12 protein-coding genes are annotated in these 13,859 nt (G+C 49.7%); 8 read left to right on the top strand and 4 right to left on the bottom strand.

What is annotated here, in order from left to right; translation table 11 throughout:
- Positions 1 to 157: 157 nt before the first annotated feature.
- From MRY86_RS07135 to MRY86_RS07170, 8 genes are all read left to right on the top strand, one after another.
- The gene (locus tag MRY86_RS07135) at positions 158 to 1,249 is read left to right on the top strand and encodes an endonuclease/exonuclease/phosphatase family protein (RefSeq protein ID WP_293571146.1); all 1,092 of its coding nucleotides are present in this window, start codon (positions 158 to 160) and stop codon (positions 1,247 to 1,249) included.
- Between the two features lie 128 nt (positions 1,250 to 1,377).
- The gene (locus MRY86_RS07140; protein ID WP_293571148.1) at positions 1,378 to 2,679 is read left to right on the top strand and encodes a PIF1 family ATP-dependent DNA helicase; all 1,302 of its coding nucleotides are present in this window, start codon (positions 1,378 to 1,380) and stop codon (positions 2,677 to 2,679) included.
- Between the two features lie 56 nt (positions 2,680 to 2,735).
- Entirely contained in the window at positions 2,736 to 3,569 is an 834-nt protein-coding gene (locus MRY86_RS07145; protein ID WP_293563676.1) for a phosphatase PAP2 family protein, read from the top strand.
- Positions 3,570 to 3,650: 81 nt separating this feature from the next.
- Positions 3,651 to 4,391: a class I SAM-dependent methyltransferase gene (locus MRY86_RS07150; RefSeq protein WP_293563674.1), complete on the top strand. Its 741-nt coding sequence runs from the start codon at positions 3,651 to 3,653 to the stop codon at positions 4,389 to 4,391.
- A 3-nt stretch (positions 4,392 to 4,394) separates the two neighbouring features.
- A complete protein-coding gene (locus MRY86_RS07155; RefSeq protein WP_293563672.1) occupies positions 4,395 to 4,985 on the top strand; it encodes a phosphatase PAP2 family protein in 591 nt (196 codons plus the stop codon).
- The gene (locus MRY86_RS07160) at positions 4,982 to 5,719 is read left to right on the top strand and encodes a ZIP family metal transporter (protein ID WP_293571150.1); all 738 of its coding nucleotides are present in this window, start codon (positions 4,982 to 4,984) and stop codon (positions 5,717 to 5,719) included. The genes MRY86_RS07155 and MRY86_RS07160 overlap by 4 nt, the downstream gene beginning before the upstream one ends.
- Before the next feature lie 191 nt (positions 5,720 to 5,910).
- Complete coding sequence (locus MRY86_RS07165; RefSeq protein ID WP_293571152.1) at positions 5,911 to 8,757, top strand: TonB-dependent receptor; 2,847 nt, start codon at positions 5,911 to 5,913, stop codon at positions 8,755 to 8,757.
- Positions 8,758 to 8,797: 40 nt separating this feature from the next.
- Positions 8,798 to 10,324 (top strand): T9SS type A sorting domain-containing protein, encoded by a 1,527-nt coding sequence (locus tag MRY86_RS07170; protein ID WP_293571154.1) that lies wholly within the window; start codon positions 8,798 to 8,800, stop codon positions 10,322 to 10,324.
- 93 nt (positions 10,325 to 10,417) lie between these two features.
- Here MRY86_RS07170 and MRY86_RS07175 read toward each other — a convergent pair whose 3' ends face one another.
- From MRY86_RS07175 to MRY86_RS07190, 4 genes are all read right to left on the bottom strand, one after another.
- A complete protein-coding gene (locus tag MRY86_RS07175; RefSeq protein WP_293571155.1) occupies positions 10,418 to 10,816 on the bottom strand; it encodes a response regulator in 399 nt (132 codons plus the stop codon).
- 188 nt (positions 10,817 to 11,004) lie between these two features.
- Positions 11,005 to 12,018: an acyl-CoA reductase gene (locus MRY86_RS07180; RefSeq protein ID WP_293569581.1), complete on the bottom strand. Its 1,014-nt coding sequence runs from the start codon at positions 12,016 to 12,018 to the stop codon at positions 11,005 to 11,007.
- Positions 12,015 to 12,575 carry a DUF1415 domain-containing protein gene (locus MRY86_RS07185; RefSeq protein ID WP_293569579.1) on the bottom strand — a complete coding sequence of 187 codons (561 nt, stop codon included), beginning with the start codon at positions 12,573 to 12,575 and terminating at the stop codon, positions 12,015 to 12,017. The genes MRY86_RS07180 and MRY86_RS07185 overlap by 4 nt, the downstream gene beginning before the upstream one ends.
- Positions 12,575 to 13,621, bottom strand: coding sequence for an RluA family pseudouridine synthase (locus tag MRY86_RS07190; protein ID WP_363325455.1), 1,047 nt, complete (start codon positions 13,619 to 13,621; stop codon positions 12,575 to 12,577). The genes MRY86_RS07185 and MRY86_RS07190 overlap by 1 nt, the downstream gene beginning before the upstream one ends.
- Positions 13,622 to 13,859: the final 238 nt, after the last annotated feature.

Here is a 13,859-nt window from a genome sequence, read left to right on the forward strand (position 1 = left end):
AGTAGAAGAAAAATAACTTTATTTAAGACCGGGCGCCCAAAAATTAACCAAAACTTAATACCGATGGCCAATTCGGTCTTCGTTTTTACAAAAGCAGATTTGATATATTTGCCGCCAATTGCCTTTCCGGGCACTTCAAACCTGAGAAAACAAATTTATGCTACGCACGAATTCCCAACATTATTGCTCCAGTTTCCAATCCAGGAGTAGGATCCCACGCCATCTTTTTTTCCTGTTGTGCCTGCTCTTTGCAAGTTCAGCGGTAACCGCTCAGCAGAACTACAAGATCGCTGCCGTAGGTTTTTACAACTTCGAAAACCTCTTTGACACCCTTGATACGGAGGATGTCCGCGATACCGAATTCACGCCCACCGGGAGCAAAGTCTGGAACACCAAGCGCTACCAGGCCAAACTGGATAACCTGGCTAAAGTCGTGGCAGAGTTAGGCACGGACGTTACGCCGGACGGGGTTGCCATTCTTGGGGTTTCGGAAATAGAAAACCGCAGTGTATTGGAAGACTTTGTGAAACACCCCCTTATTAAAGACCGGAACTACCAGATCATCCATCAGGACTCCCCTGATGAGCGTGGGATCGATGTCGCGCTTTTGTACAACCCCAAGTACTTCGAGCTGAAGGGCCATGAGAACCTCTTTGTGGAACTCTACCGGGACGGCGAGCCCGATTACACCCGTGACGTCCTCCTCGTTTCCGGCAATTTTGACGGCGAGCCCATGCATTTTATGGTCAACCACTGGCCCAGCCGAAGCGGGGGGGAAGCAGCCAGTCAGCCTGCCAGGAACAAGGCTGCGTTGGTTTGCAAAACCGCCGCCGACTCCATCTTCGCTGAAGACCCTAAGGCTAAAATCGTCATTATGGGCGACCTCAACGATGACCCCATCAGCCCGTCTGTAAAGGAAGTCATTGGCGCAAAGACCAACCGCCGGAAAGTGCGCAAGGCGGAGTTCTACAACCCCATGTATGAGCTGTACCGCAAGGGCATTGGGACCCTGGCTTACCGGGATGCCTGGAGCTTGTTCGATCAAATGATTCTCTCCGACGGGTTGCTGGACGAGCGGCAGGAGGGCTATCAGTTTTACAAAGTCAGAATACACAGCCCCCGCTACCTGTTGCAAAAACACGGCCGGTTTAAGGGATATCCGTTTAGGACTTTTGGCGGAAATGAGTACCTTGGGGGCTATAGCGACCACTTCCCGGTATATATTTTTATGGTAAAGCCTGCCGAGTAGCCTGGTGCGATCAGACCGAAGTTTATTTGTTGCACTTTTTCTTAGCCTTTATTGCTGAGCGGGTTTAGTGTGCAGGTAATGACGGCTTCATCCATCATTGGCCCGGCAAGGCTTAAAATTGCAGGCACTTGGCATTCGAAAAGGCACCACTGGAACTTAGCGGCGACTTCAAAGCCGCCCTTCAGATGATTGAGAATGAGGGGCGGAACGTCTTCATCACTGGGCGGGCGGGCACAGGCAAGTCCACCCTGCTTCAGTTGTTCCGCAATACGACGCGAAAAAAGACCGTAGTGCTCGCCCCTACCGGCATTGCCGCCCTGAATGTGGGCGGGCAAACCATTCACTCCTTTTTTGGGTTCCCGCCCAAGCCCTTAAGCAGACAGGACCTTAAAAAGCGCCGCAACCGCAGGTTGTACACCAACCTTGAAGTGCTTGTGATTGATGAGATCTCCATGGTCCGGGCCGATATGCTGGATAATATCGACTGGTTCCTGCGCATCAACCGGGAAGTACCTGCCCCGTTTGGCGGGCTGCAAGTGGTCTTCTTTGGGGATATGTTCCAGCTGCCTCCCGTGGTGGCCAATGACATCGAAGCCATGCGCTTTCAGCTGGAGTACGATTCGCCCTATTTTTTTTCTGCTCATCTGTTTCAGGATCAAACCTTTTTCCTGGAGATGATGGAACTCAACAAAGTCTACCGGCAGGAGAACCGCAACTTCCTGCGCTTGCTGGAGTCCGTACGCCTCAACCGGCTGGATTACGATGACCTGGAAGACCTCAACAGCCGCCATCTGCCCCAGTTTGAGCCGGAAGATTTCTACGTCACCCTCTCTGCACGCAACGCCACTGTTGACCGCATTAATCAGAGAGAACTCAGCCGGATACCACTGGAGGAAAAAACCTATGTCGCCACCATCAGCGGGCAGTTCAACCCCCGCCTCTACCCTACGGACCCTGCTCTGAAACTCAAGCTGGGCGCACAGGTGATGTTCATCAAAAATGATCCGGACAAACGCTTTGTAAACGGTACCATCGGCAAGGTAATCAAGCTGGACAAAAAGAACGTGACGGTACAAATTGAGCAGGCGGATGGCACCCCTACCCAATTGGAGGTAGAGCCCATGGAGTGGGAAGTAGTCAAATACAAACCCAGCGAAAAAGACCCAAACCGGATAGAAACTGAAACTTTAGGCAATTTTACCCAGCTCCCTTTGCGTTTAGCATGGGCCATTACGATTCATAAGTCGCAAGGCAAGACATTCGACAAAGTCATTATCGACCTGGGCAGAGGCGCCTTCGAGCACGGGCAGACCTACGTGGCGCTCAGCCGCTGCCGGAGCCTGGAAGGCATTGTTCTAAAGACACCATTGCGCATGCAGGACATCCTAATCGACGAGCGGGTCGTTCAATTCTACGAAACCCACTTCTAATTAGCGAACTTAATCCGGTTTGAAGACATCTTGGTAAGAAAACGCTCACCAACCACATGCGGCTATTCTGGTTTCTATTCTTTGGGCTGGTTTTCCCGGCTACTGCTTTACTGGCACAACCTTCCAACGACACCCTGGAGATCTATAACGTCAACCCCTGGGTAAGCGGCGGCGTAGGGCTGGTGGGCACTTATACCAATATCATCGGGCTGCCCAAAGTAAAAGATAAAGAGCGATTGACCGAACTCGAACTTGAGCGGCTCCTTCGCACCGGGGTTAACCGATTTAACCAGTCTGGGCTGACTCAAGACCCAGCAAAACGGGAAAACGCCCACCAGGTCTCTGACTTCTTTATGTATGGCACAGCGAGTATGCCCTTCCTCTTATTTTTGGACAGAAAAGTAAGAAAAGACTACCGGGATGTCGCGCTAATGTACTTCGAAACCATTGCTTTAACTTCAAATCTGTACACCTACAGCCCACTCGGCCCCACCTTTATCGACCGGTACCGCCCACTGGCCTTTTACGAAGAAGTTCCGGTCAGTGAGCGACAATCGGGCAACATGCGAAATTCCTTCTATTCAGGGCACGTAGCCACTACTGCGATGGGCGGCTTCTTTTTGGCTAAGGTTCTGCATGACTATCATCCGGAATGGGGCAATCGGCGTTGGCTGTTATTCGGAGCCGCCACCCTTCCTACGGCCACCGTTGCCTGGCTTCGGGTGCGTGCGCTAAAGCATTTCCCGACTGATGCCATTGCCGGCGGTTTGATTGGCGCTGGAATGGGGATTCTGATACCTGAATTGCACCGCAAATTTCAAAACAGAGTAAAAGTACAGGCTGGTTTTGGGGTACAGGGCAATAACCTGGGCCTTATTTGGGTATTTTGAGTCCGGGTAATTAATACTGCAACTTCGTTGCAAAACCCTTCAGGAAGGCTATCTTTGCGCCCGTTAACTTAATCAGGCAAAATGGTCAAGGAAGAATGGTTCGCTGAGTGGTTTGATTCCCCTTATTATCACATCTTATACAAAGACCGGGATGAATCTGAAGCAGAAGGCTTCATAGATCACCTTTTGAACACCCTCGATCCGCCTACAGGCAGCTGTATGCTCGACCTGGCCTGCGGCAAAGGCCGCTACTCCCGTCACTTGGCCAGCAAGGGGTACGATGTAACAGGTCTTGACCTCTCTGCTCAAAGCATTGAGTTCGCCCGTCAGTTTGAGCACGAGCGCCTCCACTTTTTCACCCATGACATGCGGGAACCCTTCCGGGAAGCTGCTTTTGATTACGTTTTCAACTTTTTCACCAGCTTTGGCTACTTTGAGGAAGAAACAGAAGACCTGCAGACCCTGAAAAATGTGGCGCACAGTTTAAAGCCGGATGGCACCTTCGTACTCGATTTTTTTAATGCCCACTACGTCCGGCAGCGCCTGACCGGGCCCGAACACCGGGAAATCAACGGCATCGTGTTCGATCTCCGCAAGAAGCAGGAAGACCAGCATGTAGTCAAGACCATACGGTTTGCCGATGGGCACAAGCACTATTTCTTTGAGGAGCGCGTACGCCTGTTTGAGCTGAGCGATTTTGAGCGGCTCTTTGAACTGGCAGGGCTCAACATCCTGCGTACTTACGGTGACTACCAACTACAGCCCTACAATTGGATGGAAAGCCCCAGGCTGATTTTAGTTGCCAACCAAACCACCCTCTAAGCTATGGAATCACTGCTGTCCAACCTGCTTTATTGGGATGAATCCCTCTTCCACCTGATCAATGGCGTATGGACCCACCCTTTGCTGGATGAAATCATGCCCTGGTGGCGAGACAAGAAAACCTGGATCCCACTGTATATGATCTTGGCTGGATTTGCCGTCTATCGCTTTCGCCTGAGGGGTTTATACTTTATTCTGGGCGTGGTCCTAACAGTTGGCGTAGCCGATACGGTAAGCAGCAAGGTGATGAAACCCACCTTTGAGCGCCTCCGCCCCTGCAATAATACGGAGCTGCCCTTTGAGGTAGAACAACGGGGCGGCTGCGGCGGTGGGTACAGCTTCACTTCCTCACACGCCACCAACCATCTGGCTATAGCCTGGTTTATTGTCCTGACGCTGGGGGCCACTTACAAATGGCTAAGGTGGCCATTGATTATTTGGGCGATAAGCATAGCCTACGGGCAGGTCTACGTAGGAGTGCACTATCCACTTGATGTCCTCGTTGGCGGGTGCATCGGAAGCCTTATTGGCTGGGGGCTCAGCAAAGCCTTCAATGCCCGCCCTGCACTAAACCTTCAAAATGCGACTATATGAGCCTTCCGGAATACATCGCCTTATTCTTGACCGTTATTGCGGGAGGCTGGCTAAGCTTCCGGTACAGCACTTTTAATGATCAATGGCTTAAGCTCACCTTGTCCTTCAGCGGTGCCTACATCATGGGGATAACAGTGCTGCACCTGATGCCCGGTGTGTTCGAGCAGGGCGGGCACAATGCTGGCTTCTGGGTATTGGGCGGTTTTTTTACCCAGCTTATTCTCGAGCAATTCAGCCGGGGTATAGAACACGGGCATGTGCACGCCCATCAGCACGAGCCCGGCAGTTTTGCGATACAGGTTATGATCGGGCTCTCCCTCCACGCCCTGCTGGAAGGTATGCCACTGGGTTATTTTGAAGACTTCCACGCCCACCACCATCAGCATGAGGAAGGCGGGCAGCAATTGCTCATCGGTATTATTCTGCACAAGCTCCCGGCCGCCTTTGCGCTAGTAGCCCTGCTTATCCGCTCCGGCTTTAGCAGAAAGGTTACCTGGACGTGCCTGGTCATTTTCGCGCTGATGTCCCCCCTTGGAGCTCTTACGGCTGGTTTCTTTGGTTTTTCGGGCGCACAAATCGCCAATCTGCTGGGTTTTGTAATCGGCTCTTTCCTTCATATTAGTACCACCATACTGTTTGAAGCCGATGACACCCATCAGCACCGGGTGTCCTGGCGGAAGCTGGGCGTGATCATCCTTGGGGTTGCATTGTCAATCGGCGCGGATATGATCTAACGCTTAGCGAAAATTCGCTAAAATCATTTTTGCCGATGCTGGTTGATAATCAACTTCTTACCCAAAACAGAAATGTCATTATTTGCCATACCCTAAATTTATTGTGTTAAGGCTGGGTTAATTGTATTTAAAATTCCCTATTTTGGCAGCCGAAATCCAAATAATTTTTCTGAACCAGACAGGTGGATGACATGAAATTTGCACGCATAGGTTGGTTTCTAAATTTTGTTCTTAGTTTGCTGTTTTTCAATGCTTCCCATGCGCAGGTCACCCTGAGTGGAAAAGTGTTTGACGAGAACACAAAAGAGCCTTTAATAGGAGCAAGTGTCGTAATAGATGGCACCACCGAAGGTACTGTGACCGATTTTGACGGTGCCTTTGCGCTGAAAACCCAAAGTAGCCTACCGGTAAAGCTTAGTGTATCCTATGTCGGGTACGAGCCTAAAATTGTGGACGTGGCTTCTGATGAGGAGCTGGACATCTTCCTGGGCGAGTCCGTAATCACCACTGACGTGGTAGAAGTTAGAGGTCAGCGTATTTCAGATAAACAGAAATCCTCTCCGCTAACGGTGGAGTCTATGGATGTGCTGGCGATTAAGGAAACGGCAGCCACAAGTTTCTACGAAGGCCTGGGCAACCTCAAAGGAGTGGACCTGACCGCTGCCAGCCTTGGCTTTAAAGTCATTAACACCCGGGGCTTCAACAGTACGAGCCCGGTGCGTTCTTTACAGCTCATCGATGGAGTGGACAACCAATCGCCAGGGCTTAACTTTTCTCTTGGTAATTTTCTTGGAGCTTCTGAGCTTGATGTGCTTAAGGTTGACTTGGTGCAAGGCGCTAGCTCCGCTTTTTACGGCCCAGGTGCTTTTAATGGGGTCATCAGCATGACTACCAAGGGACCTTTTTACCATAAGGGACTTTCGGCTATGGTCAAAGCAGGTGAGCGTAACCTGGTGGAATCCGCCTTCCGCTGGGCGGATGCAGTAAAAAATAAGGACGGACAGGATGTGTTTGGGTATAAAATCAACTTTTCTTATTTGCGCGCAGACGACTGGGAAGCAGACAACTTCTCACCCGTTGACAACTCCATCGTCGATGCCAGTAACCCGGGGCGGTTCGATGCGGTGAATATTTACGGTGATGAGTTTTTTGCCGGGAACAACCTATCCGGAGCACTGCCATGGAACTTTGTAGGTCTTGGCACCTGGTACCGCACAGGTTACCGGGAGGTAGACCTCGTAGACTACGATACTGAAAACATCAAAGCCAATGTGGCCTTTCACCTGCGCACAAACCCCTCCAAAGGAATAGAATCTCCGGAACTTATATACGCAAGCAGCTTCAGTACGGGCACTACGGTGTACCAGGGCGATAACCGGTTCAGCCTGCGGGATATTCTGTTTTTCCAGAACAGGCTGGAGTTTCGTAAACAAAACAAATTCTTCATCCGGGCGTATGCCACTCATGAGGATGCCGGCAACTCCTACGACCCTTACTTCACAGCATTGCGTTTACAGGAAAGGGCAAAGACGAACCAGCAGTGGAGTGCTGATTATGTTGGTGCTTGGAGAGGCCGAAACGAGCTTGGAATCAACTTTGAAAACCGGGCCCGGCAACTGGGTTATCCGGAGCTGGAAATCGTAATCAACCCTGATGGGTCAATTTCCACGATGTTTGACAACGAAGCCGCTAACCAGTGGATTATGGAATTCCAGGACTCGTTAACAGCCTGGCATAGCTTTGCAGAACAAATTGCCAATTTGGAGAACCCAATCAGTACGGAACCCTCACAGGATTTTCTACGGCCTGGCACCCCGGAGTTTCAGCAAGCCTTTGATGAAATTACTTCCGGTAAAAACAATGAAGAAGAAAACGGCACCCGATTTTTTGACCGTTCTGCCCTGTATCATGTGCACGGAGAATACCGATTTACGCCTGAATTCGTAGACGAAATTGTTGTTGGAGGTAATTATCGACTTTATACCCCCGACTCAGATGGTACCATTTTTTATGACACTGCGGATGTAACCATCACGAACAGCGAATTCGGCCTGTATGCTGGTGTTAGCCAAAAATACTTTGACGAGCGCCTCACGCTCAGCGGCACCTTACGAATGGATAAAAACGAGAACTTCGACGCTGTCGTATCTCCGGCGCTATCCATGGTTTGGAAACCCAAACCCAATAATTATCTGCGTGCCTCGTTTTCATCCGCATTGCGTAACCCTACTTTAGCGGATCAGTTTCTAAACCTTAATGTCGGTCGTGCTATCCTTGCCGGCAACTTAAATGGTGTAGACAGTCTGATCACGATCGAGTCTTTTGACCGCTACCGGGATTCACTTGACCTCAACCAATTGGAATACATTGATATTGATCCTGTCCGCCCGGAGCAGGTACGCACCTTTGAATTGGGATACCGAACAACGCTTTTCAATAAGCTCTATGTAGATGCGGGGTACTACTATAGTGTATACACTAGTTTCCTTGGCTTTAACATTGGTGTAGAGGCTACTTTCGATGAAGCTACAGGATTCCCAACCGACTTACAGGCTTACCGGTATGCTGCCAACTCAAGAAATAATGTAACTACACAGGGTTTTTCTATTGGGCTGAACTATTACTTTGGGGATTACTATCAGCTTTCCGGAAACTACAGCTGGAACCGGCTCAACTCTGATATTGACGACCCCATCATTCCGGCATTCAATACTCCGGAGCATAAATTCAATATCGGTTTCTCCGGTCGGAATATTGTAATGGATCTTGGGGGGCTGACGCTGAAAAACTGGGGCTTCAATATCAATTACAAATGGATAGAAGGCTTCATCTTCGAAGGCTCTCCCCAATTTACCGGCTTTATTCCAAGCTATGATTTGCTTGATGCACAAATCAATTACCACGCCCGGTCAATCAATACAACCTTCAAGTTGGGTGCATCCAATGTCCTTAACAACCTGGTATTCCAAACCTATGGTGGTCCTCGCGTAGGTCGCCTGGCTTACTTTAGCCTGCTTTACGAATGGAAAAAGAAATAGCAACTAACCGTTTTAACAGCAATAACCAAAATGTCTTCCTATGAAGAAAATTAACATGATTCTAATGCTCCTGCTTGCCGCAGCTACGTTACAGCTTCAGGCACAGGAAAGATACCTGGACATGATCTTCGACAATTACGAAGTCGAGACTCAGTTTTACGGTACAAACGTCACCGTCCTTACGGTTCCCCTAACAGGTGAAGTAACCCTCCGCCCTCTGGCTATTGATATCTACACTCCGCCTGAGGAAGATATGGAGACCAATAGACCAATTGTACTTTACTTCCATACCGGAAACTTCCTTCCACACCCGGCAAATGGCAGTACCGGAGGCACTATGAAAGATAGCACAGTAGTTGAAATTGCCAGCCGTCTGGCACGAATGGGCTATGTGTGCGGCGTAGTGGATTATCGTAAAGGTTGGAACCCACTTGCTGCAACACAGGAAGAGCGTACCAATACTCTAATCAATGCTGCTTACCGTGGTGTTCAGGATTCCCGTACTGCTGTACGTTACTTCAAAAAGACGGTAGCTGAAGAGGGCAATCCATGGGGCGTAGACACCACTCGTATTGTAGCATGGGGACAAGGTACAGGTGGATATATTTCTTTTGCGACTGCTACAATCGACCAGTACCTTGATATTGTTCTGCCTAAGTTTATTGGTCAAGATATTACGGGTGATGGACAGCCAGATCCGATGGTCCTTTTGCCTATTCATGGTGACCCGGATGCGACTACCTTTGGCATAAACCCGCTTAATGGAGATACGCTTTGTGTACCCAATCACGTAGGCTATGACTCTGATATTGACCTCGCTGTCAATATGGGTGGTGCAATGGGAGATACCTCATGGCTCGATGCAAGTGATCCTCCATTTATTTCATTCCAAGTCCCTACAGACCCGTTTGCACCCTATGAGGAAGGCATTCTTATTGTTCCTACTACAAACGAGCAGGTCGTTGAAGTTCAGGGGGCTTACACAGTGCAGTCTAAAGCACATGATCTGGGTCTGAACGATATTTTCATTACAGCGGATTTTCAAGATGAAATCACTATGGTTGCCAATAGCCGAAACGACGGTCTGGAAGGGCTTTACCCACTAATTGGTTCTAACCCATTAGACAGTGGCCCATGGGAATGGTGGGATCCTGCGACGAATGAAAACCATGACAATGGTATTATGACCAATATGGATATGTCTCCAGAGAAGGCACGTACTTATATCGATACCATCATGGCCTACTACGCCCCACGCGCTTGTGCAGCATTATTCCTGCCTTGTTCGCCAGTGGGCACTCAGGAAGCCTTGCTGGATGCCAAGGAAGTAGGACTGATTCTTGCGCCTAACCCGGCTATCGAGGAAGTACGCCTGCAAACCAATGCGGCATACCCGGTAAAAGACCTGCTGCTGTATGACATCAGCGGCCGACTGGTGCAAACACAGTTCAACTTGTTTGAAAATAACATCGTAGTTCCGCGCGAAGACCTGCCATCCGGTATGTACTTTGCCCGCCTTCGATTTGAAGACAAGGGCAGCCTGGTGCAGAAGATTATCTTCAAGTAAGCCTGTGAAGGTTGAAAACTGAAAAGCGCAACACTGCTCATCAGCAGTGTTGCGCTTTTTTTTATTCCAAATCCAGCGTGAAAGTAGCTTTTTCTACCCCCCAATCAAAGCCTTCACCTTCTGCTCATCCAACGGCTTCTCAATGAAGCCCATCACATGGCTATGCTCGTTAGCCCGGTTAATATCAGACGGATCAATGGATGAGGAAACAATGTAAATCGGGAAGGTCACCGCTGATCCTTTCTCCTCCAGCTGCTCCAGAAAAGTCCAGCCATCCATGACCGGCATATTCAAATCGAGCAGGAGCAGGTCCGGCTTTTCCTCTATCAAACGGTTGATGGCTTCCTCAGCATTGCTGAAAGACTGTATGTCAGCCTCTGGAAACACCCGTTTCAGACTGAATTTTGCGGTCAGTAGAAAGATCTTGTCGTCATCTACCAAAAAGATCTTATCAAAACTACTCATATCGTGAGGTAATGTAGCTTTCTGCATTCGGGACAGGTGTGGAACGCTTATTATTTTGCGGTTTTTCTATTTGCAATGGGCTATTCAGTGAACTGAAGGCCGGTTGCTTCACACCCGCAATGCCAATAAAAGTATAGTTAAATATCTAGTTTGCAAATTCAATTGACAAATTAAGGTATTTACGCCTTAATTTTCAGTATTTGGGCATTTTTTACTCACAGTCTGGCAAGGAAAGCTAAAGTGTCCGCTCCATCCGGATAATCCCAGAGTGCTGGTTCCTGTGCCTTACCAAAACTGAATGCGGGTATCGGCAGTGCTCCGCTTTTGGCAACGGTGCATTGTACCTCGCTTTCTCGCGCCTGTATCTCTTTAGTTACTTCCTCCAACGAGCTGTAGAACTCGTAATGCAGACAGGCTATGCGGGATTGCAATGCCGGGGCTTCCACCAGCAGAATGCAACCATTGGCTTTAAATTCTATCTTATTTAGTACAAAAAGAGCATAGTTGTAATCGAAATTGTTTTTGTACTTCGTATTGAGCACCACTTCCCGGTATTCGTGCAGGGCTTTCAGCAAAGGGTCAAAATCATACCCCTCTGGTACGTACAGCTTAGCCACATTGCGGCAGCCTAGTCCGTAGTACCGGAATATGTCTTTTCCTAATGCCTGCAATTCCTCAAGCGTCTCGTCTCCGGTGAGCACCGCTACGCCGTTCCGGTTTTTGCGGATGATGTTGGGATACTTTGAGAAGTACGCCTCGAAATAGCGGGCCGAGTTGTTGCTGCCGGTAGCAATGACGGCCTCAAACCCATGCAGGCGCTCGGTTACCTCTGTATAAGCCAGGGTACGCTCATCCAGGCGCTCCAGTATTTTCATCAGATACGGAAAAAGGAAAGGGTCTTTTTCAGATAACTTCACCTGCGCCTGATGACCGGAGACGAATACACAAAGCCAGTCATGGAAGCCAACCAACGGAATATTACCAGCCATGACTATCCCCACTTTCTTAGGACTGCTTTCGGCTAGCTGGTAGCGCGATAGCCATTCCCGCAATCGGTCCCGGTTGAGCATCTGTACCGCTAATTCCCGAATCGCTTCCTGCTGACTGTCTTCAGTAAACCAGCCATTGTGAAAAGCGGTACGTTTCATGACCGCTTCCAGGTACTCGTCTTTGCCCAGGAGGTGATCGCCGAGTTGCCCCAATACTTCTATACGCTCGGATAATGTCATGTATTAGTTTTTGGTTTGATCTGATGCAATAGATCTAAAATGCCGGTACGCCCCATCGCCTCCAGCCGGGCGATATTCCGGTTGGGGATATCTTCCGGGGCTTCGTAATGCTCCAGTGCTGCCTCCAAACGTTCTTCCCGGATCAGGTGCAGCATTGGATAAGGCGAACGGTTCGTGTAGTTGGATACGGCATCTGGTGCCTCCCCTCCAAACTGATAGGCCGGGTGGAAGGAAGCCACCTGAAGCACCCCTTCCCATTCCTCATCAACAATAAGCGCTTCGACCTCGCGGAGATAGTCATTGTAGTCAAAAAAGTTGCTCAATACGTGCGGGTGTATCAGAAGCGTGGTTTCCACCTCCTTCCACGGGTGGCGGATAAGATATTCCCCCTCAGCAATAAGATCTGCCGAAAGGGCATCCGTAGTAGTTGCTTCAGAGACCTCGATGCGGATTTGCCCGAGCCTGTAGGGTTTTGCTGCAAACGGACAGAAATTAAGCCCAATGACAATCTGCTCCAACCAGCGCCGGGTATGTGCTATGTAGTCTTGCGCGCTCATTACAACTGTTTCTTGGCCTGACGGTCCCGCAGATAGGTGCGCCAGCGTTCCAGCGCTTGCTCAAACTCCTCCGGCAGCTCACTTTCAAAATACATCCGTTCCTTAGTTGCCGGGTGGGTAAATCCCAGGCTTTTGGCATGCAGCGCCTGACGGGGCAATACCTGAAAGGTGTTCTCCACAAACGATTTGTATTTGCTGAAAACCGTGCCTTTCACGATTTGGTCGCCACCGTATTTCATGTCATTGAAAAGTGGGTGCCCAATGTGCTTCATATGCACCCGGATTTGGTGCGTCCGCCCGGTTTCCAGCTTACATTCCACTAAAGAAACATAGTACAGGTCTTCCAGCACGCGGTAGTGGGTCACCGCCCATTTTCCAGCCTCCCCTTCCGGAAAGACGGTATGCTTTTGCCGGAAGCGGGGATGACGGCCGACATTCCCACGGATGGTGCCTTGTTCTTCTTCAAAACCGCCCCAAACCATAGCTACGTAGCGACGGTCGATGGTATGCTCGAAAAATTGCCGCGCCAGGTGTGTCATTGCATAATCCGTTTTCGCTACCACCAAAAGCCCGGAGGTGTCTTTATCGATGCGGTGCACTAATCCCACCTGCTGATGGGAATTGCCCTCCAGTACAGGCAGCTCCTCAAAGTTGAAGTGGTAAGCGAGGGCATTCACCAGCGTCCCGTCCGGATTGCCTACTCCGGGGTGCACGACCATACCGGCAGGCTTGTGCACGATCAGCAGGTCATCGTCTTCGTAGCGGATATCCAAGGGGATATTTTGCGGCTTGACAAAGTTGGCCTTCTCCGCATAGTGCTGAGGGACAACGACTTCAATCTCATCCCCCGGCTTGATCTTGTAGTTGGGCTTCACCTGCTTCCCACTTACGGTGATCGAACCCAGTTTTATGGCATCCTGCACGCGGCTACGAGACACATGCTGTAGCTTGTCGTTCAGGAACTTATCAATCCGGATCATGGACTGCTTGGGGTCCGCTTTGATCACCTTATGCTCAAAATATTCGTCTGAAGTATTATCTTCCATCGCTTTTTCCACGGCCTGTTTTTTGGGAATGGTATTGGGTGTCGCTTAATTAGCGGGCAAAGTTACAGAAAATGAACACACCCTAATGAATGAATCTTGCCAATCTCATCAGGGTCCTAACATTTCCGTGGAGGCGACTGTTTATACTGACGATTAAGTGGTTTGCCACAGCAAACCTACTCAATGTCAGATGCTATGTTTAGCATCTGAGCAAGTTCTTTGAAAATTTCATAGATTA

It is taken from the genome of Phaeodactylibacter sp. (genome assembly GCF_022763345.1).
In the GTDB taxonomy this organism is placed as follows: domain Bacteria; phylum Bacteroidota; class Bacteroidia; order Chitinophagales; family Saprospiraceae; genus Phaeodactylibacter.

Coding starts and splice junctions, on each gene's coding strand:
- MRY86_RS07135 (WP_293571146.1), top strand. CDS start 158: ATGCTACGCACGAATTCCCAACATTATTGCTCCAGTTTCCAATCCAGG.
- MRY86_RS07145 (WP_293563676.1), top strand. CDS start 2,736: ATGCGGCTATTCTGGTTTCTATTCTTTGGGCTGGTTTTCCCGGCTACT.
- MRY86_RS07150 (WP_293563674.1), top strand. CDS start 3,651: ATGGTCAAGGAAGAATGGTTCGCTGAGTGGTTTGATTCCCCTTATTAT.
- MRY86_RS07155 (WP_293563672.1), top strand. CDS start 4,395: ATGGAATCACTGCTGTCCAACCTGCTTTATTGGGATGAATCCCTCTTC.
- MRY86_RS07160 (WP_293571150.1), top strand. CDS start 4,982: ATGAGCCTTCCGGAATACATCGCCTTATTCTTGACCGTTATTGCGGGA.
- MRY86_RS07165 (WP_293571152.1), top strand. CDS start 5,911: ATGAAATTTGCACGCATAGGTTGGTTTCTAAATTTTGTTCTTAGTTTG.
- MRY86_RS07170 (WP_293571154.1), top strand. CDS start 8,798: ATGAAGAAAATTAACATGATTCTAATGCTCCTGCTTGCCGCAGCTACG.
- MRY86_RS07175 (WP_293571155.1), bottom strand. CDS start 10,816: ATGCAGAAAGCTACATTACCTCACGATATGAGTAGTTTTGATAAGATC.
- MRY86_RS07180 (WP_293569581.1), bottom strand. CDS start 12,018: ATGACATTATCCGAGCGTATAGAAGTATTGGGGCAACTCGGCGATCAC.
- MRY86_RS07185 (WP_293569579.1), bottom strand. CDS start 12,575: ATGAGCGCGCAAGACTACATAGCACATACCCGGCGCTGGTTGGAGCAG.
- MRY86_RS07190 (WP_363325455.1), bottom strand. CDS start 13,621: ATGGAAGATAATACTTCAGACGAATATTTTGAGCATAAGGTGATCAAA.